The following is a 21,064-nucleotide window of genomic DNA, read 5'->3' as shown; positions in this document are numbered from 1 at the left end:
TCCACGGGTGCGCGCGGTCCGGCCATTCTCTCAGGCCAGTGCCGTGGTGATCGCGATCGGCGCCAGCACGGTCAGGATCAGCCCGCTGACCATGGCGGTCGGAACGGCCTCCGGGGAGCACGCCTGCTTGATGATCGGCAGAGTGGAGTCGAGAGCTGTCGCACCGGCGCTGCCGATTCCGGCGTGGGGGTGGCTGCTCCCCAGCGCATAGAGGATGACGATCGCCAGCAGCTCGCGCGCGAGGTCGATCATCAGGGCCATGGTGCCGTAGGTCTGGCCCAGTTGGTCCCCCACCAGAACGCTCGACAGCGAGAACCATCCGTAGCCGCTGGTGAGGGCCAGGGACGTGCGCAGTGACTCGCCGGTCATCAGGGAAGCGAGCAGTCCGGCCAGCATCGAACCCGCGACGACGAGGACCGGGATCGAGAGATTGCGCCACGTGAACCACTGCGATCCGAGCTTCGTCTCCGCCAGATCGACGCCGACCAGGACGATGAGGACGAGGAGGAAGGTGGAGCTCGTGGGAAGACTCACGCCGCCGTCGAACAGTGCTTTGTTCGCCAGATGGAACCCGCAGCCCAGCCCCACCATGGCCACCGCCACCACGCACTCTCTGAGGGGGTGCCACAGGTGAGCCCATCGGAAACTCTGACGGCCGGCGGCCTTCATCAAAGTGCGCGGGCGCGTGGCGAAAATCAGGGCGAATGGGATCAGAGTGGCCAGAAGGGCGAACGACATGGCGGTTCCCAGGACTTTGCCCGCCGATTCCGCCGTCGAGATGACCTCGCCGAATTCCGATCCGATGAGGAACAGCAAGAGCCAGACGAGAGGGCCGATCAGCCTGATCAGGAGCGTGTTGGCCGGCTGGGGCAGCAGTTTGCCCAGGCCGTAACCCGCGATGAGCGAGACGATGATGGGCAGGATCGACTGGAGGATGGTCATGAAACGCTCTCTGGTGTGCGGGATGTGCCGGGGTGTGCGGGAGGTGCGGGCCCGCTTCGCCTGGCGCGACCGTAACACTGCGGGCAGGGAAAGATGGCGTCGAAAGCGGAGCGGCCCGGCTCGGTAGCCGTGCTGTGCGGACTGCCGGAGCCGGTATGCCGTGCCGTCTGGAGGGTGACCTCAGCCCAACGTGGACCGGGGCACGAGGCCGCCCTCCCCGAAGACGATTCGGGCGAACCTGTGCCCGATCTCGGCGTAGAGCTCGGCGTCGGGATGCAGCGAATCCGGCAGCGTGAAGCGCTTCGTATCCTGCGGACCGTAGAGGGACAAGCCTTCGAGGTAGTGGATCTTCTCCCCCGCGGCTGCCCTCACCCCCGCCACGTGGGCCACGTGATGCCGGGACTCCTGCAGGGTCAGCGCTCCCTTGAGGACATCGTCCTTGGCGCCGGCGGTGAAGCACCGCAGCGAGCCGCCCGGGAGGAACTCGACGTCCGACGGGCCGGGGGTGTCCTCACTGCCCGGCCACAGGATCGACGAGGCCAGCACGATGGGTGTGTCCGGGTGGCCGGCGCGCACCCGGTCGATGAACCCGTGCAGGGCCGGGGCGAACGTGCGCTGGTCGAAGGAACGGGCGCCCACCATGTTGACCCCGACCTTCAGGGAGATCACGTCGGCCGGCGTCGAGGCGATGGCATCCGCGACGAACGGATCCAGCATGCACTGCCCGCCGAAACCGAGGTTGAGGACGTCCAGCCCAGCCTCTTTCGCTGCGATGACCGGCCAGACGCCCGTCGGCGAGGGGGTCTCCACACAGTGGCTGATCGAGCTTCCGTGGTGGATCCACACCGGGCGGCGGAGAGGTTCTGAGGCGGTGATGGGGGCATCGCCGTGAAGGCCGATTAGGTCGACGATCATTCCCTGCGGAAGCCAGATGACGACCCTCTTCGGCCCGGCCGGGAGCGCATCGAAGACGATGTCCGAGGGCACGCCGGCCCCGAGGAGCTGCGCCCGGTCTCCTGCCAGACTGACCTTCAGGACCGCGTTCACAGGAGACTCGACGTGGCCCACTTCGCGTTCCTCGACTTCAGCCACGAACTGGTTCCGGGCGCCCAGGAAGTCCTCGACCTGGAAGCGTGTGCACCGGACGCGGAGAGTGACCCGGGTGGAGGCCGTTTCGAAGGCGATGCGCACTCCGCTCGCTTGCATGGTGACCGCGCGCAAGTTCTCGCCGTGGGGCGGGAACTTCTGCCAGGCCGCCGTGGGGATCCGCACGGGGCGGACGCCGGAGGAACGGATCGTGTCCAGATGTCCACTCAGAAGGACGCTGCCGCCGTCGAGGTCGACGACTTCGCCGAGGCCGGCGCGAAGGGAGGTGGTGTTCATGGTTTCTTTCCGTGGGTGTTGCTGAGGATGAAATCAGTGGTGCGTTCGATCAGCCGATCCCGTTGAGGAAGCTGCGCCCATCCGTGGTCGGCCCCGGAGACGACCTGCAATTCGGCCCGGGAGCCGAAGACATCGTCCTCGAGATAGCGGGCAGCGTAGGAGACGGGGACGAAGTCGGCGTCGCCATGCAGCAGCAGCGCAGGATTCCGGTACGGGGCCGCGCGCCCGTACACGTCGAACGTCAGGGCGTCGTCCCGCATGTCGGGGCCGAGCCGCATGCCGAGGAAGTCGAAGAACCCGTCGGTGTCGAGGGATTCCAGGGATTTCCCCTGAAGCCGGCCTGATCTGATGTCGTCGGTGAAGACCGCGGCGGTGGACCACATGGTCAGCGAACGGATCGGCAGCGGGCTTTCCGCCGCCACGACGGACGCGATCACCGCGCCCAGGCTCATGCCGACCAGATGCACCTCACCGCCCGATGCCCCTTCGAGGCAGGTGACCGCCTCCAGGACCCGGTGCGCCTGGCGGATGTCGCCCGACGCGGTGGTGGTGAAGAAGTCGCCGTCGCTCTCCCCATGTCCCGCGCGGTCATAGGCGACGACGGCGACCCCGGCGTCGGTCAGGGCCCTGGCGAGGGTGACGAACACGCCCGTGGTTTCCACCCGGGAGCCCCCGAACCCGTGAAACAGCACGGCGGTTTCCCGGGGCGCGCGGTCGACCGGCAGGTAGTGGGAGCCCCGGAGCGTGAGGCCGTCAACCGTCGTGTGAAATGGTCGGAGATCCATCGTGGTGAGCTTTCCTGTGGCGTGAATCAACTAGGGCGCGGCGACGACGTCGGGCCGGGCGGACGCGGACGGCCGGCCGGGGCTGGGGAGGGTGAAGTGGTTGATGGTGTTGCGGCGGAAGCCGAGCCATCCGATCAGGAAGCCCAGCGCGGCGACCGCGGCGACTCCGGCATAGACCCCGAAGGGATTCAGAGCGAGGAGAGCAGGGGTGACGACGTTGAGTCCGGCAGTGGCGAACCGTGCCACGGCGTAGATCGTCCCTTGGGCCGTGGCCCGGAGCATCGTGGGGAAGGACTCCTGCGTCCACACCTTCATGATGGTTTCGAAGCAGAATGCGCCGGCGAACGTCGACCCGATCACGGAGATGACCAGGGTGGGCAGTGAGAAGCCGAACAGGACCGGCACCAGGTTGGAGACGACCACGGTGACGGCTCCGAGGATGAAGTAGATCATTCTGAACCGGGTGTCGGCGACTGACATGAACCACAGCGCCCCGATGACGGCCGCGGGCATCGCCAGAAGGGTCCAGGTCTGGTATTCGCTGACCGGGAGGTGGGCGACATTCACCGCCACGAACGTTCCGAAGCTGCCCGCGACACTGATGGCCAGGGACGTGAGCGTGTAGTACGCCAGGAGGATGAACAGTGGCTTCCGCAGCGGCGCCTTGCCCAGATCGGCGAGCCGCGCAGTGGTGAAGCGTGTGGTGCGGGCCGCCGGCTCCTCCGAACTCCGGGCCAGCAGCCACGTCCGGGATTCGGGGATTGTCAGGCGCAGTGCGAGGACCAGAAGGCCTGCGCCGCCGAAGGCGCCGAAGATGATCCTTCCGCCGTCGGGTCCCAGAGCGCCGAACTGGATGCCGAGCACGACCGCCAGGAGAATTCCGAATCCGCCCAGCAGATTGGAGAACACGATGATCTTTCCCCGGTTACGGTCGGTGGCGGCTTCCGAAATGGTGGCCAGAGCGACCGGCAGATCAGCGCCGACGCCCAGGCCGATCAGAGCCACGCCCGGCAGAAGCGTCCCGAAGCCGGTGCCGAGGAACGGTGTGGCCGCCCCGATCACGATCAGGGCCATGGTCGTGAGGAAGACGGTCCGGCGCCCGAAACGGTCTCCCAGCCGACCTCCCAGAAGCGAGCCGATGGCGACGCCGGCGGTCAGAACACCGGTGAGCATCCCGATCTGATCCGGCGTGAGTCCTGGCGCGCCCGGCGCCGGCGCCTGGAAGAGGACGAACGCGATGCCGATGCCCGTGGTGGCGGCGGCGTCCACGAAAGTCGCCATTCCACAGACGAAACCGACCCACCAGGGGTTGGGGCTCATCGCCCCGAAGCGGCGCGATCCATCCATGTGATTACTCCTTTGTACTCCAGCATCCGAAGGCTGAATGAGATGCCGTTCGGTCGGACACATGAATGCTAGATCGATTTAGCACTCGCTGTAAAGAGGTCATCCGACAGGAGAGGCGGCATGCCTGAAGGAGCCGGTGGAGGTGCCGACGTGTGGAGTCAGAGACCGGTGCGTGGGCCGGCGATGGAACCCCCGGGAACCACCGGCATGGGGACCCGGATACGGCGGGGAGTGCGGTCCGGGTCGAAGAGGAGGGACGCGGCGCGGCGACCCAGCTCCAGATGGGGGAGCGCGATGGTGGTGAGTGCGGGTTCGCCGGCCTGCGCCAACGGGGTGCCGTCGAAACTGACCAGGGACACGTCGTCGGGAATGCGCAGCCCGGCGGCCCGGAGAGCCTGGCCTGCGCCGATGGCCACCGCGTCGTTGACGCAGATCAGGGCCCGGGGGCGCTCACCGCTCGCCAGGAGCCCGGCGACGGCGGCGCGGCCGTTGGCGATGTCCCAGTCGTCCTCCACCACCACGCTGCCCGCGAGGGACGTGCCTGCGTTCTTCAGAGCGCGATCGATTCCCTCGCGCCGTTCCGAGAGTGCGAGTGGCGCCCAAGGGGGCCAGATCGTGCCTCCCACCTGGCCCGGGGGCATCGAACCGACGAACCAGATGTCCCGGAGGTGGCCGGCCTCCAGGAGGAGACGCGCCGCATCCGCGCCGGCCGAGGCCTCGTCAGGGATCACCGAGATCCCGCCGCCGTCGTCGGAGAGGCAGTTCAGCAGGACGACGGGGGTGTCCTTCAGGACCGGCGGAACCGTGACGGACCGGGTGAACATCGAGGCATACAGGACGCCGTCGATGTTGCGGGCCAGAAGGCTGTCCAGCAGTCGCGATTCGAGTTCCTCGCGGCCGTGGGTGTCCACGGTGAAGAGCAGCGAATCACGCTGGCAGAGCTCCTCGAGAGCGCCACGCACCATCGTGCTGGCGAACGATGTGGTGCTGACGAAGTCCGAGACGAGCGCCACCGTGCCCGAGCGCCCCGTTCTGAGGGTTTTAGCGGTCAGATTCGGTTTGTATCCCAGTTCTTCCGCCGCCGCGCGGACGCGGGCGAACACCTCGGCGGACAGGCGTTGATCCGTTCGTCCGCTCATGACGAAGGACGCCGCGGAACGCGAGACGCCCGCCCGTTCGGCCACGTGGTTGAGGGTGATCCGGCGGGGGGACGAGGGGGTCTTGGACGAGGGAGTCTTGCCTGGCGCCACGGCGGCTCGTCCTCCTCTGCGGTCCTGACCTTCTGCCTGACACGACGTCCATCGGTCACCGGGCGGAACGGCGCAGAGGTCGAACCGGCCGGGAAGGCTCAGGGGTGTCGGCTGTTCCTGGCCACTCTAGTCCACGTGGGTGACGTCGTCGGGAGCGGCTGCGACGTGCCCCGGGCCGTCCTCAGAAGTCGGTGAACCTCAGCCCGCCGGGACCGGGACGGGGGCGATGCGCGGCTTGAGCAGGCAGAACTCGTTGCCCTCCGGGTCGGCGAGGACGTGCCACGCCTCGTCGCCGGTCTGGCCGATGTCTGCGGGCCGTGCACCGAGGGCCAGGAGCCGTTCGAGCTCGGCCTCCTGCTCCTGGTCCGTCGCATTGAGGTCGATGTGCAGGCGGGACTTGCCCGGTTCGGGCTGATTCCGGTAGCTGAAGAACAGAGTGGGCTGCGAGCCGCCGAAGCCGTCCCGCGCGCCGATCTCCACGGACCCGTCGTCCTCCCGGCCCAGGACCACGAAGTCCAGAACCTTGCACCAGAAGTCGGCGAGGACCTCGGGTTCGCGGCAGCCGAAGACGAGTTCACTGATGCGGCAGGCCATGGGGTGTTCTCCCGTCTGAAATGCGGTGATGTGCTCCCAGCCTAGGCGCGACCGCGAAGATGCGGAACCCGCCCGGCCCGCCGTGCGCACAGCCGGGCCGCCGACGTCGGCCGTCCGCTGCCGCCGCGGGTTTCCCCACCCGAGTGGACGGTCCCCGCCGCCCCAGCGCGGGGGATGTCCAGACTGCCGGGGAAAGGCGGGCCGACACCCCCGGGAAGCCGCTTCGGCACCGGAGAAAACCACCCCCGCTGTGCACTCGTGTTCGGTTGACTGGACGGCGTTCCCGGGACGTTGGCACGGGGCTCGGGCAGGCGCTCAAATAGGTGCTGTGCCATCTGCCGCCCCCTCCTCCCACCACGGTGTTTTCAGCCCTCCGTACACCCTGACCAGCCTGGGTCTGCTGTCCCTCGTGGTGTTCAACGCGTTCGAGTCGATGGCCGTCACCACGGTCATGCCCGTGGCGGCCCAGGAACTCGGCGGGCAGCAGCTCTACGCCCTCGCCTTCGCCGGTCCGATGGCCGCCAGCGTGATCGGCATGGTCCTGGCGGGCAGCTGGTCCGACCGCCGCGGGCCGGTCGGCGCCATCTACGCCTCGGTGGCCCTCTTCACGGTCGGCCTCGTGATCGCGGGCACGGCCCCGACCATGGAACTGCTGGTTCTGGGCCGGATCGTCCAGGGGTTCGCGGGAGGGGCCAACGGCGTCGCCCTGACCGTCCTGGTCGGCAAGGCCTACCCCGCCGATCTGCACGCCCGCATGTTCGCCGCCTTCGCCGCGGCCTGGGTGCTGCCGTCGATCCTCGGCCCGTACATCGGCGGTCTGGTGGCCCAGGTGGCCAGTTGGCACTGGGTCTTTCTGGGCGTGCTGATCCTGGTGGTCCCGGCCCTGCTCGGGCTCGTCCCGGCGCTCCGGAGGATCAGCCACGACCAGCAGCACGCCGCACCGAACCGCGCCGGCCCGTATCCCTGGGGCCGTCTGCTCTGGGCCGTGCTGGCCGCCGCGAGTGTCATGGGCCTGAACCTCAGCAGTGAGGTTCCGGTGGTCGGCTGGGTGCTCGCCCTCGCGATGGCCGCGGTCTGCATCCTGGCCATCCGCCCGCTCATCCCGCGGGGCACGCTCACGGCGCAGCGCGGGCTGCCGAGCGTGGTCCTGACCCGTGCCATCGGCTCCGCCGCGTTCTTCGGCACCGAGGTCTACCTGCCGAAGGTCCTGTTCGAGATCTACCACTTCGAACCGTCCTTCGCGGGCCTGGCCCTGACGTGCAGCGCGGTCTCCTGGGGCATCAGCTCGGGGATCCAGGGCCGGCTCGGCGCCACGCGGCTGCCGCATCACCGCGCGGTGCGGATCGGCTCGGCGATGGTGGCAGCCGTCGTCGTGGGGATCTTCCTGGTCATCCTGTTCCAGGGACCCGCCTGGGCGCTGATCGCGGTGTGGCTGTTCGGCGGGGCCGGCATGGGGCTCATGTTCCCGCGCCTGAGCGTCATGGTGCTGGCGCTGTCGCGACCGGGGGAGCAGGGGTTCAACAGCTCCGCCCTCGCCATGGCCGACTCCCTGGGGAACGCCCTCTGCGTGGCGGTCTCCGGGCTGGTCTTCGCGGCGCTCGTCGGGACCGGCAACGCCTACGCCGGGGTGTTCGCGGTGGCGGCGGCCTGCGGGGTGGCGATGCTGCTGATCGCGCCACGCACACGGGCACTGGTAGACTAGTACGTCTGGCCTGTGCGATTCAGCACGTGAGCCACGCTGCCTGAGGACTTTCTTCCCTATGACTTCTTTTTCTTCCCTTGGCGTGCCAGCCGGGATCACTTCCGCCCTGGCCACTCTGGACATCACCGAACCCTTCCCCATCCAGGTCAAAACCCTGCCGGACACGCTGGCCGGCCGGGACGTCCTGGGCCGTGGCCAGACCGGCTCCGGTAAGACGCTCGCTTTCGCCATCCCGCTGGTGACCCGCCTCGCCGGTGCCGCGGACGACGACGGCGCTCGCCGTCGCGCGTCCGGCTCCCGCAAGCCGCGCGGCCTGGTGCTGGCCCCCACGCGTGAGCTGGCCACCCAGATCGACCGCACCGTGGCACCCCTCGCGGAGGCCTTGGGCCTGCGCACCACCGTGATCTTCGGCGGCGTGTCCCAGACGCGTCAGGAGAAGGCCCTGGCGGCCGGCGTCGACATCGTCATCGCCTGCCCCGGCCGTCTCGAGGACCTCATGAAGCAGGGCATCGTGTCCCTGGACCAGGTGAGCATCAGCGTCCTGGACGAGGCCGACCACATGGCCGACCTCGGCTTCCTCCCCGTGGTGCGCCGCATCCTGGATGCGACCCCGGCCGGTGGCCAGCGCCTGCTGTTCTCCGCCACGCTGGACAACGGCGTGGACAAGCTGGTCAACCGCTACATGCAGAAGCCGGTCACGCACTCCGTGGACGCTCCCCAGGCCGCCGTCACCACCATGGAGCACCACGTGTTCCTGGCGAAGGACAAGGACGCCAAGAAGCTCCTCATCAACGACCTGGCGTCCGGCGCGGGCAAGCGCGTGCTCTTCACGCGCACCAAGCACGCCGCCAAGAAGCTGGCCAAGGCGCTGACCGCCAACGGCATCCCCGCCGTCGACTTGCACGGCAACCTGTCCCAGAACGCCCGTGACCGCAACCTGGCGGAGTTCTCCTCCGGCGAGGTCCGGGTCCTGGTGGCCACCGACGTCGCCGCCCGGGGTGTGCACGTGGACGAGGTCGAACTCGTGATCCACGTCGATCCTCCCGCGGAGCACAAGGCGTACCTGCACCGTTCCGGCCGCACCGCCCGTGCCGGGGCCGAGGGCACCGTGGTGACCCTGGTCCTGCCGGAGGAGCGCTCCGAGGTGCAGAAGCTCCTCCGCGCAGCCGGCGTCAAGGCCCCGTTCACCCCTGTGGCTCCCGGCTCCAACGAGATCCTCGACTTCGTGGGCGAGCAGGCCGACGCCGTGGACCCCGCGTCCCGTGCCGCAGTGATGGCCGCCAAGGCCCCGCAGCAGGGTGGCGGCAAGTCCACCGGTGCGAACGCCCAGCGCAAGCGTGCCCGTCGTGGCGGCCAGGGCGGCTCCGCCGCTGCCGGCGCCACCGGCTCGCGCAACGACCGTCCTGCCCAGGCTCGTCCGGAACACGGTGCGCCTCGCGGCGAGCGTGCTCCTCGTGCTGAGCGGGCGCCCCGCGGTGAGCGTCCGGCCCGTGCTGACCGTCCGGCTCGTGGTGAGCGGTCCTCCGCTCCGCGCACCGGCCAGCGTTCCGCCGCGCCGCGTGGCGGCAGTTCGACCGTGTGGTCCTCGAACACCGGGGGCACCTCGGGCGGTTCCTTCGGCGCCGGCGGGCAGAAGTCCGGTGCCGGCCGTCCGCCCCGCAAGGGTCCGCGCCGCGCGTCCGCCCCGGCGTCGAACGAGCGCCGCGGCCGCTGAGGCCTCGCACCTTAACCATCGACTGCTCCATAGGATGTCGTTTTCTCCGGATTTCCCGGGATTTCGGCATCCTATGGAGCAGTCGATGGGTTTTTAAGGGGCTTTCACCAGCCCCGGGCGCGCCATTCGTCGAGGTGCGGGCGCTCGGCGCCGAGCGTCGTGGGGGCGCCGTGGCCGGGGTGCACGATGGTGTCGTCCGGGTAGACGTCGAAGAGGCGCTCGGTCACGTCGTTCAGGAGTGAGGTGAAACGGGCCGGATCCTTGTCCGTGTTCCCGACGCCGCCAGGGAAGAGGGAATCCCCGCTGAAGATGTGCGCCGGGCCGGCGGGGTCCTGGTACACATAGGCGATCGAGCCCGGCGTGTGGCCCCGCAGGTGCACCGCGGTGAGCGCGAAACCGTCGAAGCCGCTCACGTCCCCGTGCCCCAAGGCGACGTCCACCGGGACGGGCAGCGCCGCGGCGTCGTCGGCCCCTGCGGCCGTGGGGGCGCCGGTAGCCTCGACGAGTCCGGGCAGCGCGCGCACGTGATCCCAGTGCTGGTGGGTCGTGGCGATGAGCTTCAGCTGGGGCGTGGCGTCGGTGTCGGCGGCCGAGTCGGCGAGGAGTGCCTGGATGGCCGGCAGGTCGTCGGCCGCGTCGATCAGCACCTGGTCACCGGAGGACCGCGAGGTCAGCAGGTAGACGTTGTTGTCCATCCCGCCCACGGAGATGCGCCGGATGGTGATGTCCTGGAGCGGATGTGTGAGTGAGTCCATGCGCCCACTCTACGGAACGGGCGCGATGGCGGGTCAGGTCCGGGTCAGGCCCCGGTCAGGCGCTGCTCAGGCGTCCGCGGGATCCGCGGGGTCGAGCGACACGATCGCGACGAAACCCCGGCCGAGCAGTTCGGGACTCGCCTCGTCGGAGCCGACGACGGCGTCGTACCGGCCCAGCTCCACCTGCCCGTCGCCGGACTCCTCGCCGCGCTCTTCGGCCACCGACGCCTTGCCCTCGAGAAGGATCGCGAGCTGGCCCTCGAAGATCGGATGCGCGCGCTTCTTCGACAGCTCGAGGATGGACAGGTATCCCTTGAAGGCGCCGCGGCGGGCGATCACGTTCAGGTCCCGGATGTCCCCGGTCGGGAGTGCGGAGGAGGAGACGGCGTCCCCGGAGAAGCGGAACGGCCGGTACCGCTCCATGGCGTTCTCCTCGCCGTCGACGGTCAGCACGAGCAGCTCGCCGTCGATCACCGAGATGACGCGTTCCATGCCCGGGAACGTGGAGAAGTCGCCGGCCTTGCCCACCTCCGCGATGCTGACGCGCCAGTCCCAGGAACCGTCCGAGGCCCCGCGGGGGTGCCGGGCGATCTCCCGCGTGACACCGCCGCCGTTGCGCCAGGGCTCGGGCCGGATGCTGGAAAAGCGGATGATCTCCATGGGTTCCTCTCGTCACGACCAGCCTAGTACTCCGGCCGGACCCGGGGGAGGCGGCGTCACCGGGGCCTCGGTGAAGGGGGCATCTTAGGGCCGCGCGGTGTCCTCTTGGTACCGTCAGAGGTGACAATCCACGGGGAGGACCAGTAGATGTTCGTGAAAGTGTGCGGCTTGAGCACGCCCGAATCGGTGCGCGCCGCCGTCGAGGCCGGTGCACAGGCCGTCGGTTTCGTGCTCACCCCGAGCCCTCGCGAAGTCAGCCCGGAGCAGGTGCGGGCTCTGCTGGCCGAGGTCCCCGCCGAAGTCGCCGCCGTGGGCGTGTTCCGTCATGAGGACGCCGAACAGGCCGCCGCGCTGGCCGAGGAGGCCGGTCTCAGCTGGATCCAGCTGCACGGCGAGCGGACTCCCCAGGAGGTCGACGCCCTGCAGGAACGCGGCTTCTCCGTGATCCGCGCCGTGCGGATGGATGACCCGGACCGCGTCTTCGCCGACTGGGGCGAGGAACTGCTGCTGGTGGACGCCTCCGTGCCCGGCTCCGGCGAATCCTGGGATTACGCCTCCGTGCGCGAGCGCGGCCTGGACAGCCGCCGCTGGCTGCTGGCCGGAGGGCTCGACGCCGGCAACGTCGCCGCCGCCGCGCAGACGGCCGCGGCCTGGGGCGTCGACGTCTCGTCCGGCGTCGAAAGCTCCCGTGGCGTCAAGGACCCGGAGAAGATCCGCGCCTTCGTGGCGGCCGCGCTGGCAGGCTGACCCACCCCTTCCCGTTGCGTGCTCAGTTGTTGCGGGTGTTCCGCGGGAACACCCGCAACAACTGAGCACACAAGCCCCCGTGGGCCGGCGGATCAGCTCAGCTGGTGCCGGGGGCTGTTCGGGTTCATGATCGAGTTCTTGCGGCCGTAGCCGAAGTAGATGATCAGGCCGATGATGAGCCAGATCCCGAAGCGCAGCCAGGTCTCCCAGTGCAGCTGCGAGATCAGGAACAGCGAGGCCGCGACGCCGATCAGCGGCACCACGGGCATGAACGGCAGGCGGAACTCGCGAGGCGCCTCGGGCCGGGTGTAGCGGAACGAGATCACCGAGATGCACACCACCACGAACGCGGCCAGGATGCCGATGTTGGTGAGGTCCGCGACCTGCCGGATCGGGAGCACGCCCGCCAGCACAGCCGAGCCGATGCCGGCGATCCAGGTGACGCGCTGCGGGGTGCCGCCGCGGTCCACCTTGGAGAACCACTTGGGCAGCAGACCGTCGCGGCTCATGGAGAACCAGACGCGCGTGACGCCCAGGAGGAAGGTCAGCATCACGGTCAGGATGGACAGCACGGCGAAGGCGGAGATGATCGTGGCGATCACCGGCAGCCCCACATTGCTGAAGGCCGAGCCGAAGCCGGCCTTGGGATCGATGTCCTTGTAGTTCTGCATGCCGGTCAGGACCAGGGTGGCCAGGATGTAGAGCACCATGGCGATCACCAGGGAGAGGATGATGGCCTTCGGCATGTGCTTCTTGCCGTCCTTGGCCTCTTCCGCGGCGGTGCTCATGGCGTCATAGCCGAACACCGCGAAGAACACCGTGGCCGCGCCCGTGAACACCGGACCGAACCCGCTGGGCATGAACGGGTTGTAGTTGTTCGTGTTCACGAAGAACACGCCGAGTCCGATGATGAACAGGATCAGGACCACCTTGATGCCCACGGCGATCAGCTCGAAACGCCCGAACGTCTTGGTGCCGCGGCTCAGGATCCAGGTGACCAGCAGACACACGAGGATGGCCGGCAGGTTGATCCAGCCGCCCTTGCCCTCGTCGAAGGTGGACGTCAGCTCGACGGGCAGCTGCATGCCGAGGCCGGCCAGGAAGAAGTTGAGGTACCCGGAGATGCCGATGGCCACCACGGCCACGATCGCCACGTACTCCAGGAGCAGGTCCCAGCCGATGAACCAGCCGATCAGCTCGCCGAGGGCCACATAGCCGTAGGTGTAGGCGGAGCCGGCTTTCGGGATCATGCCCGCGAACTCGGCGTAGGACAGAGCCGCGGCCGCGGAGGCCAGACCCGCGATGAGGAAGGAGATGAGCACCGCGGGGCCCACACCCGGCGTCGAGTCATCGCCGTGGGCCACCAGCCCGGCGAGCGAGAAGATGCCGACGCCGATGATGCCGCCGACGCCGATCGCCGTGAGTTGCCAGAGTCCGAGGGATCGGAAGAGCCCTCCTTCGGCGACCTCCTCGTCCATGTCCTCGATGGGCTTTCGCCTCAGGACCGAGAACGGGTTCGCTGTCTTTGCCATGCCAGACCTCATTTCTCCCGGGTCGTGGTCGGCGCCTGAGCGCAGACCCTCCCTCGAACTATGCGCCTCGTTCAGAGCCGCGGGCAATCCCCTGGACCGACTGACGTCCGGAGCGTGGGTGCGGTGCAGTCCGTCAGATCGGGGGTTCAATCAGGGGGAACCCTGGGGGATTCTGCCAGGCATTCTTGGCAGACTGAAGTCATGAAGACCCTTCTTAACATCATCTGGCTCGTCTTCGGCGGCCTGTGGCTGGCGATCGGCTACTTCGCCGCCGGCCTGCTCTGCTGCGTGCTGATCGTGACGATCCCGTGGGGCATCGCCTCCTTCCGGGTGGGCGCTTACGCCCTGTGGCCGTTCGGCCGGACCGTGGTCGAGAAGCCGGGCGGGAGCAACGGTTTCGCGCTCGTCGGCAACGTCATCTGGTTCCTGGTGGCCGGGCTGTGGCTGGCGATCGGTCACGTGCTGACCGCCATCCCCATGTTCATCAGCATCGTCGGCATCCCGCTGGGCATCGCGAATCTGAAGCTCATCCCGGTGTCCCTCATGCCGCTGGGCAAGGAGATCGTCCCCACGGACCGCCCGTTCGTCTCGAACTACCGCTGAGCCGGCCCGCCGGCGCTTAACACTGGCGATATGCCTCCCGGAGTTGAGTGGATGCCATCCACCGACTTCTGGAGGCAGACATGTTCACCGTCCGACGACGCCGGGCCACCGCCCTGGCGATCTTCAGCGCCGCCCTGCTGGCGGCCTGCTCCGCCGCTCCCGTCCTTCCGAGGCCCGGCGGAGGGTCCGGCGTCGCCGTCGCGGTCGGGTCCGGCGGCCAGACGACCACCGAGGACGGGGCGATCCCGCTCGACCGGCCTCTCGGCCTGGACAGCCGGGACGCCGCGATCTCCCGGCTGCGTCCGGAACTGCTCGTCGCCTTGCGGGAGGCGTCCGTCCACGCCGGGGCGGACGGCGTGACCCTGTCCGTGAGCAGCGGCTGGCGCAGTCCGAAGTACCAGGCGCAGCTCCTGGCGGATGCCACCCGCAAGTACCGCTCGCAGGAAGAGGCCGCCCGCTGGGTGGCGACCCCGGAGACGTCTCCGCACGTCAGCGGGGATGCCGTGGACATCGCGGGGGAGGACGCCATGAGCTGGCTGTCCCAGCACGGTGCTCAGTTCGGGCTGTGCCAGATCTATTCCAACGAGCGGTGGCACTACGAGTACCGGCCGTCCGCTCTGAGCGGCGCCTGCCCGCTCATGTACCAGGACCCCACCGAGGACTCGAGGATGAAGCGGTGATCCGGCGCGACGGCCGCCAGCCCGCGATGGCTAGACTCTGAGCATGCGGATCCTGATCGTCGAGGACGAGCCGTATCTGGCCGATTCCATGGCCGAGGGGCTCCGGCGGGAGGCCTTCTCGGTGGATGTGGCGTACGACGGAGCCACCGCGATGGAGCTGCTCGGGGTCAACGGCTACGACGCCGTCGTTCTGGACCGCGACGTCCCCGCCCCGAGCGGTGACGAGATCGCCCGCTGGATGGTGGCGGAGGGTCTGCCCGCGCGCCTCATCATGGTCACCGCGGCGGACCGGCTGGATGACAAGGTCAGCGGCTTCGAAACGGGCGTGGATGACTACCTGCCCAAACCCTTCATGCTCAAGGAGCTGACCCTCAGGCTGCGGGCCCTGCTCCGGCGGCCGGGCGCGGCGCGACCGCCGGTCCTGGAAAGCGCTGGCGTGCGCCTGGACCCCTTCCGGCGGGAGGTGAGCCGCGACGGACGGTCCGTGGCGCTGACCCGCAAGCAGTTCGCGGTCCTGGAACTGCTGATGCAGGCCGACGGCGGCGTGATCAGCGCCGAGGAACTCCTGGAGAAGGCCTGGGACGAGAACGCCGACCCCTTCACCAACACCGTGCGGATCACGATCTCCTCGCTGCGGAAGAAGCTCGGGGACCCCGGGCTGATCCACACCCTGGTGGGCGTCGGCTACCGCTTCGGCGAGCCGGCCGAGGAGGAGCTGCGATGAGTGACCGGCCTGACGCGTCCGTCGCCACCCCGACGTCCCAGCCCCGGCCGCGTGGCCTCGGGCTCCGGCTGAAGCTCACCCTCAGCTACGCGGCGTTCCTGTTCGTGTCCGGCTCGGGTTTCTTCGCCCTGGTCCTCCTGCTGCTGCGGTACCTCCCGGCGGGTTTCCTCGTGACCGTCGACGGCGGGTTCGCCCCGAGCCGCCGCGACCTCATGGAGGCGCTGCTGCCCAAGGCCGCGCTGGGGCTCCTGTTCTTCGCGGTGGTCGGACTGGTGGGCGGCTGGCTGCTGGCCGGTGCGATGCTCAAACCGATCGGACGCATCCACGAGGTGGCGCTCGCCGTTCAGCGGGGCGAGGTGGACCGCCGGATCCACCTCGAGGGCAAGGGGGACGAACTCCGCGAACTGGCCGATTCCGTGGACGCGATGCTGGACCGGCTCTCGGCGATGCTGGAGGAGCAGCGCCGTTTCGCGGCCAATGCGTCCCACGAACTGAGGACGCCCCACGCGGTGATGGGCGGCATGCTGGAGCTCGCCGAATCCGATCCCGACGCCGTGGACGTCCCGCATCTGCTGCGCCGTCTGCGGGAGGTCAACACGCGGGCCACGGGCACCGTGGAGGCTCTCCTGGCGCTGACCAGGGCCGAAGGCTCCCGGCTCCTCCCGGAACCGTGCGATCTGGCGGAGCTGGCCGAGGAGTCGCTCGGCTCTCAGCGCGAGGAACTGGAATCCCGTCGCATCACCGTCCTGGCCGACTACGGCGGCGCCCCCGTGGAGGGGGACAGGGTCCTCCTGGCGCAGCTCGTGGGCAATCTGGTGCGGAACGCCGTGGTGCACAACCTGGCGGACGGTGGGGACCTGTGGCTCCGGACGGGGGAGGACCCCGGCGGCGGGGCGTTCCTGGAGATCCAGAACCCCGGGGAGGCCGTCAGTCAGGAGCTGCTGGGTCACCTGACGGAGCCGTTCGTGCAGGGCCGCGGACGCCAGGCCGGGCCCGGCCGCGGGTCGGGGCTGGGGCTCGCGATCGTGGCGGCCATCGCCCAGGCCCACGGCGCACGGCTGGACCTGACCGCCAGACCAGGGGGCGGCCTGCGCGTCCGGGTCACCTTCCCGCCGGCGGAGTGACGTCGGGGTCCGGAGCCGGGCCCGCGGCGGAACGGGGTCACACCGGCCGGAACGCCCCGTCGCTGAAGTGCGCGGCGACGCGGCTCGCGTCGAGTTCCGCGGCCAGATCCACATCGGAGCCGAAGCCTCCCAGCACCAGCTCGCTTCCGCTCGCGCTTTCCGCCAGCTCGGTGGGCAGATCGTCCCGGAAGGCTTCGAAGACCGCGACGGCGGCCCGTGCCTCCGGCGACAGCTGCTCGCGAGTCCGGCCCGGCGCCGATCGCAGCAGCGCCGCGAGCACGGCGCCCGCGCCGAGCTGGTCCTCGACGGCGGGCCGCAGGGCGCCGCCGGGCCAGCGCTCCCCGGCCGCGACCACCACGACCACCGCGGACGGCGGGAGGTGACGCGCCAGCCAGGCCGCCGTCGCGCCGGCGTTGCGGAGGGTCCCGGCCAGCAGCTCGGGGACCCGGCCCGCCAGGTGCTCGGAGATCGCCGAGCCGTTGGGCGACGGCAGCACGAGTTCGCGGCCCGCGTGCGCGGCGCCATGGGCGCGGATCGAACCGGGGGACAGGCTCAGGCGGCTGAGACTGCGCGGTCCCGCGAGCAGGGCGCCGCGCTCCTCCGCGAGGCGGGCCGCGGCGTCGTGCAGCTCGCCGTCGCCGGGCGCGGCACGGAACGGGAGCACGGCGAGCCCCGCCTCGACCCCCACGGACACCGCGGTGGAGAAGGACAGCGTGTCCACCACGACGGCGGCCCCGGCCCCCGGGAGCACCGCCTGAGCGCCGCGCAGCCCCCATTCGAGGCGGACGGTGAAGGGCAGCTGACGGTGTGCGGCGTGCATCAGCGGCTCCCCTCCCGACGGAAGGCGTCGAGCTCGCCCCGGAGGTTGCCGTGCGCGGCGTCCAGCCAGAGCTCCCGCGCGAGCGGACGGTGGAAGAGCGGTTCCAGCGCCAGAAGCTGCTCCACGACGGCGGCACGGCCCCGCGCGAAGTCGGCGTCGCTCACGTGGGCGTAGTCGGCCCGGACGGCGGCGAGGTAGCGGGCGTAGCGCGGCGCGGGCCAGGCGAGGACGGAGAGGTCTGCGTCGCAGAGGAGCTGACCGGGCAGATCGTCCGGCGCGGGATCGTGGTTGGTCGTGAGCCGCACCAGGCGGGCCACCTCCGCGGCCTCCGCGCCCGGCAGGGCGCCGTGAACGGACAGCGCCCCCAGACCGCGCTCGGCCAGCCGGGCCGATTCCTCCTCATCCTGGCCGGGGACTCCCTGGTAGACCGCGTCGTGGAACCAGGCGGCCAGCAGGAGCGGACGGTGGAGTTCGACGGGCAGTCCGGACCCCGGCAGGAGCACGTCCAGGGCTTCGAGGACGTTGAGCAGGTGGACCCGGGAGTGGTAGCTCCGGTGCGGTTCGCCCCAGCGCAGCAGGAGGTCCTCGCCGAGCTCCGGGTCCTCGGGCAGCAGCCGCGACCAGCGCTCCCGGAGGGCCGGGACGATCTTGGACGGGCGCTCGCGGGCCGGGATGCGGAGCCCGCTCGCGGCGAGCCGTCGCACCAGTTCCTTGCCGCCCACCGGGGTCGCTCCGGCGGCCACCAGGCGTTCGAAGTGGCGGGCGGCGACGTCGTAGTGATCTCCGTCGAAGGCCCGTTCCGGGATGCCCGCCGCCGTCGCGAAGGCGTGCAGTTCCTCAAGCGACGCGTCCGACACGAGATGGGAGAACACCGTGCCATGAGCAGGCCAGAAGGGCGGGTCGATCAGCACGGTCATGCTCGCATCCTATGCCCGCGAAGCGTCCCGCCGGGGCCGGAAACAGCCTGTGGATAACTTGACTCTCAAAGTTGAGTTAAGTAGACTCAAGTTAGATGCGTTGACGGGAGTCACCTGGCAGCGCTTTGATGAAGAGTAGAACCAAACCGTGGTCCAGAGTGTGCTGAAAGGAGCCTTTTTTGGACGTCAAGTTCACCACCAAGAGCCAGGAGGCGCTGTCCGCAGCGGCCATGAATGCCTCCACCGCGGGTAATCCGCAGATCGAGCCCGCTCATCTCCTCAAGGCCCTCATGGACCAGCGGGAAGGCGTGGCCGTCGCCCTCCTCAAGGCAGCCGGTGTCGATCCGGACGCCGTGAGCGTTCAGGCCAGCGCCGCCATCAAGGCGCTGCCGTCCACCTCGGGGGCGTCCGTCGCCCAGGCCCAGCTCTCGCGTTCCGCCCTGCAGGCCGTTCAGGCCGCACAGAGCGAAGCGGAGAAGATGGGGGACAGCTACGTCTCCACCGAGCACCTGCTCCTGGGCCTTGCCGCCGGGAACGACGCCGTCGCGCGCCTTCTGCGGGACGCCGGCGCCAGTCCTCAGGCACTCCTGGCCGCCCTGCCGGGCGTGCGGGGTGACCGCAAGGTGGACGGCCCGGACCCGGAGAACACCTTCCAGGCGCTGGAGAAGTACGGCACGGACCTGACGGCCGTCGCGCGCTCCGGCAAGCTTGATCCCGTGATCGGCCGTGACTCGGAGATCCGCCGTGTCATCCAGGTCCTCTCCCGCCGCACCAAGAACAACCCGGTGCTGATCGGTGAGCCCGGCGTCGGCAAGACCGCCGTGGTCGAGGGGCTCGCCCAGCGCATGGTCGCCGGGGACGTCCCGGAGAGCCTGCGGGGCAAGACTCTGATCTCCCTGGACCTCGGGTCCATGGTGGCGGGCGCCAAGTACCGTGGCGAGTTCGAGGAACGCCTCAAGGCAGTCCTGGAGGAGATCAAGAACTCGGACGGGCAGATCGTCACGTTCATCGATGAGATCCACACCGTGGTCGGCGCCGGCGCCAGCGGCGAGGGCGCCATGGACGCGGGCAACATGCTCAAGCCCATGCTGGCCCGCGGCGAGCTTCGCCTCATCGGCGCCACCACGCTGGACGAGTACCGCGAGAACATCGAGAAGGACCCGGCGCTCGAACGCCGCTTCCAGCAGGTGTACGTGGGCGAGCCGAGCGTGGATGACACCATCGGCATCCTCCGCGGCCTGAAGGAACGGTACGAGGCCCACCACAAGGTGGCCATCGCCGACTCCGCCCTGGTGGCCGCCGCGAACCTGTCGAACCGGTACATCTCCGGCCGACAGCTCCCGGACAAGGCCATCGACCTGGTGGACGAGGCCGCGAGCCGGCTGCGCATGGAGATCGACTCCGCCCCGGAGGAGATCGACCAGCTGCGCCGTTCCGTGGACCGCCTCACCATGGAGGAACTGGCCCTGGCGGACGAGACCGACCCGGCATCCGTGGAGCGGCTCGCCGCGCTGCGCGCCGACATGGCGGACAAGAAGGAGGAGCTGGCGGCACTGAACGCCCGGTGGGAGGCCGAGAAGGCCGGACTCAACCGCGTGGGTGACCTGAAGGCCAAGCTGGACGAACTGCGTTCCGTGGCGGACAAGGCCCAGCGCGAGGGTGACCTCGGCGAGGCCTCCCGCATCCTGTACGGCGAGATCCCGACGCTGGAGCGTGAGCTCAGCGCCGCGGCCGCCGCAGAAGCGGAACTCGGCGAGAAGCCCGCCGCCATGGTGGCCGATGAGGTCACGGCGGAAGACATCGCCGAGGTGATCGAGGCGTGGACCGGCATCCCCGCCGGGCGCATGCTTCAGGGCGAGAGCCAGAAGCTCCTGCAGATGGAGGAGTTCCTCGGGGAGCGCCTGATCGGCCAGAAGAAGGCCGTGGCGGCCGTCTCGGACGCCGTGCGGCGTGCCCGCGCCGGCATCAGCGACCCGAACCGCCCCACGGGTTCGTTCCTGTTCCTCGGTCCCACCGGTGTGGGCAAGACGGAACTGGCGAAGTCCCTGGCGGACTTCCTCTTCGATGACGAGCGGGCCATGGTCCGGATCGACATGAGCGAGTACTCGGAGAAGCACTCGGTCTCCCGCCTGGTCGGCGCCCCTCCCGGGTACGTCGGCTACGAGGAGGGCGGCCAGCTGACCGAGGCCGTGCGGCGCCGTCCGTACTCCGTGGTCCTGCTGGACGAGGTGGAGAAGGCTCACCCCGAGGTCTTCGACATCCTCCTCCAGGTGCTCGACGACGGCCGCCTCACCGACGGCCAGGGCCGCACCGTGGACTTCCGCAACGTCATCCTGGTCCTGACCTCCAACCTCGGCAGCCAGTTCCTGGTGGACCCGAACCTGGACGATCAGACCAAGAAGACCGCGGTCATGGAGGTGGTCCGTTCCGCCTTCAAGCCGGAGTTCCTGAACCGTCTGGACGAGGTCATCATGTTCGAGCCGCTCTCCGTGGAGCAGCTCAACGACATCGTGGAGATCCAGGTCAAGGATCTGGCCAAGCGCCTGCGGGATCGCCGCCTGACCCTCGAGGTCAGCGACGGCGCCCGGGCCTGGCTCGCCATGACCGGTTACGATCCCGCCTTCGGCGCCCGGCCGCTCCGCCGGCTGGTGCAGAAGGAGATCGGCGACCGGCTGGCCCGGGCCATCCTCAGCGGTGAGATCACCGACGGGGACACCGTGCTGGTGGACACCAGCGAGGACCTCGGCGAACTGACCGTGAACCGCAAGTAGCCGTCCCGGCTCAG

The 21,064-nt window shown here is 69.6% G+C and carries 19 protein-coding genes; 8 read left to right on the top strand and 11 right to left on the bottom strand.

Annotated features, from left to right (window positions below; genetic code table 11):
* Window positions 1-30 precede the first annotated feature (30 nt).
* The 6 genes from QFZ52_RS13815 to QFZ52_RS13790 form a co-directional block, all read right to left on the bottom strand.
* Window positions 31-942 (bottom strand): lysine exporter LysO family protein, encoded by a 912-nt coding sequence (locus tag QFZ52_RS13815; RefSeq protein WP_307498167.1) that lies wholly within the window; start codon window positions 940-942, stop codon window positions 31-33.
* Window positions 943-1,122: 180 nt separating this feature from the next.
* Window positions 1,123-2,325 (bottom strand): GDSL-type esterase/lipase family protein, encoded by a 1,203-nt coding sequence (locus tag QFZ52_RS13810; RefSeq protein ID WP_307498166.1) that lies wholly within the window; start codon window positions 2,323-2,325, stop codon window positions 1,123-1,125.
* Window positions 2,322-3,110, bottom strand: coding sequence for an alpha/beta hydrolase (locus tag QFZ52_RS13805; protein WP_307498165.1), 789 nt, complete (start codon window positions 3,108-3,110; stop codon window positions 2,322-2,324). Before QFZ52_RS13805 ends, QFZ52_RS13810 begins: the two co-directional genes overlap by 4 nt.
* A gap of 30 nt (window positions 3,111-3,140) precedes the next feature.
* Window positions 3,141-4,457 (bottom strand): MFS transporter, encoded by a 1,317-nt coding sequence (locus QFZ52_RS13800; RefSeq protein ID WP_307498164.1) that lies wholly within the window; start codon window positions 4,455-4,457, stop codon window positions 3,141-3,143.
* Between the two features lie 158 nt (window positions 4,458-4,615).
* Window positions 4,616-5,707, bottom strand: coding sequence for a LacI family DNA-binding transcriptional regulator (locus QFZ52_RS13795; RefSeq protein ID WP_307498163.1), 1,092 nt, complete (start codon window positions 5,705-5,707; stop codon window positions 4,616-4,618).
* A 198-nt stretch (window positions 5,708-5,905) separates the two neighbouring features.
* A complete protein-coding gene (locus QFZ52_RS13790) occupies window positions 5,906-6,301 on the bottom strand; it encodes a VOC family protein (protein ID WP_307498162.1) in 396 nt (131 codons plus the stop codon).
* Between the two features lie 328 nt (window positions 6,302-6,629).
* Here QFZ52_RS13790 and QFZ52_RS13785 point away from each other — a divergent pair, with 328 nt between their 5' ends.
* Together QFZ52_RS13785 and QFZ52_RS13780 are read left to right on the top strand one after the other, a co-directional pair.
* A complete protein-coding gene (locus QFZ52_RS13785; RefSeq protein ID WP_307498161.1) occupies window positions 6,630-8,003 on the top strand; it encodes an MFS transporter in 1,374 nt (457 codons plus the stop codon).
* A gap of 58 nt (window positions 8,004-8,061) precedes the next feature.
* Window positions 8,062-9,717 carry a DEAD/DEAH box helicase gene (locus QFZ52_RS13780; protein ID WP_307498160.1) on the top strand — a complete coding sequence of 552 codons (1,656 nt, stop codon included), beginning with the start codon at window positions 8,062-8,064 and terminating at the stop codon, window positions 9,715-9,717.
* A 104-nt stretch (window positions 9,718-9,821) separates the two neighbouring features.
* On the opposite strand, the gene QFZ52_RS13775 is transcribed toward QFZ52_RS13780, so the two are convergent.
* Complete coding sequence (locus QFZ52_RS13775) at window positions 9,822-10,472, bottom strand: MBL fold metallo-hydrolase (RefSeq protein WP_307498159.1); 651 nt, start codon at window positions 10,470-10,472, stop codon at window positions 9,822-9,824.
* A 66-nt stretch (window positions 10,473-10,538) separates the two neighbouring features.
* Window positions 10,539-11,132 (bottom strand): HutD/Ves family protein, encoded by a 594-nt coding sequence (locus tag QFZ52_RS13770; RefSeq protein ID WP_307498158.1) that lies wholly within the window; start codon window positions 11,130-11,132, stop codon window positions 10,539-10,541.
* A gap of 147 nt (window positions 11,133-11,279) precedes the next feature.
* On the opposite strand from QFZ52_RS13770, the gene QFZ52_RS13765 reads away from it, so the two are divergent.
* Window positions 11,280-11,879 (top strand): phosphoribosylanthranilate isomerase, encoded by a 600-nt coding sequence (locus QFZ52_RS13765; protein ID WP_307498157.1) that lies wholly within the window; start codon window positions 11,280-11,282, stop codon window positions 11,877-11,879.
* A 92-nt stretch (window positions 11,880-11,971) separates the two neighbouring features.
* Here the strand turns inward: QFZ52_RS13765 and QFZ52_RS13760 are convergent, their stop codons facing one another.
* Window positions 11,972-13,411 (bottom strand): amino acid permease, encoded by a 1,440-nt coding sequence (locus tag QFZ52_RS13760; RefSeq protein WP_307498156.1) that lies wholly within the window; start codon window positions 13,409-13,411, stop codon window positions 11,972-11,974.
* A gap of 201 nt (window positions 13,412-13,612) precedes the next feature.
* Between QFZ52_RS13760 and QFZ52_RS13755 the strand changes: the two genes are divergently transcribed.
* The 4 genes from QFZ52_RS13755 (at window position 13,613) to QFZ52_RS13740 (ending at window position 16,542) form a co-directional block, all read left to right on the top strand.
* A complete protein-coding gene (locus QFZ52_RS13755; RefSeq protein ID WP_307498155.1) occupies window positions 13,613-14,014 on the top strand; it encodes a YccF domain-containing protein in 402 nt (133 codons plus the stop codon).
* Between the two features lie 80 nt (window positions 14,015-14,094).
* Window positions 14,095-14,694: a M15 family metallopeptidase gene (locus QFZ52_RS13750; protein WP_307498154.1), complete on the top strand. Its 600-nt coding sequence runs from the start codon at window positions 14,095-14,097 to the stop codon at window positions 14,692-14,694.
* 43 nt (window positions 14,695-14,737) lie between these two features.
* Window positions 14,738-15,418: a response regulator transcription factor gene (locus QFZ52_RS13745; protein ID WP_307498153.1), complete on the top strand. Its 681-nt coding sequence runs from the start codon at window positions 14,738-14,740 to the stop codon at window positions 15,416-15,418.
* The gene (locus QFZ52_RS13740) at window positions 15,415-16,542 is read left to right on the top strand and encodes a sensor histidine kinase (RefSeq protein ID WP_307498152.1); all 1,128 of its coding nucleotides are present in this window, start codon (window positions 15,415-15,417) and stop codon (window positions 16,540-16,542) included. Before QFZ52_RS13745 ends, QFZ52_RS13740 begins: the two co-directional genes overlap by 4 nt.
* 37 nt (window positions 16,543-16,579) lie before the next feature.
* Here the strand turns inward: QFZ52_RS13740 and QFZ52_RS13735 are convergent, their stop codons facing one another.
* Together QFZ52_RS13735 and QFZ52_RS13730 are read right to left on the bottom strand one after the other, a co-directional pair.
* Window positions 16,580-17,362, bottom strand: coding sequence for a 2-phosphosulfolactate phosphatase (locus tag QFZ52_RS13735; RefSeq protein WP_307498151.1), 783 nt, complete (start codon window positions 17,360-17,362; stop codon window positions 16,580-16,582).
* A complete protein-coding gene (locus QFZ52_RS13730) occupies window positions 17,362-18,279 on the bottom strand; it encodes a DUF4031 domain-containing protein (RefSeq protein ID WP_307498150.1) in 918 nt (305 codons plus the stop codon). Before QFZ52_RS13730 ends, QFZ52_RS13735 begins: the two co-directional genes overlap by 1 nt.
* 179 nt (window positions 18,280-18,458) lie before the next feature.
* On the opposite strand from QFZ52_RS13730, the gene clpB reads away from it, so the two are divergent.
* Entirely contained in the window at window positions 18,459-21,050 is a 2,592-nt protein-coding gene (gene clpB, locus QFZ52_RS13725; RefSeq protein WP_307498149.1) for an ATP-dependent chaperone ClpB, read from the top strand.
* Window positions 21,051-21,064: the final 14 nt, after the last annotated feature.

The sequence above is a fragment of the Arthrobacter woluwensis genome, assembly GCF_030816155.1.
GTDB classification, from domain to species: Bacteria; Actinomycetota; Actinomycetes; order Actinomycetales; family Micrococcaceae; genus Arthrobacter_E; species Arthrobacter_E woluwensis_A.
Note: the sequence above shows the minus strand (reverse complement) of the source record. Positions and strands in the feature narration are given on the sequence as shown.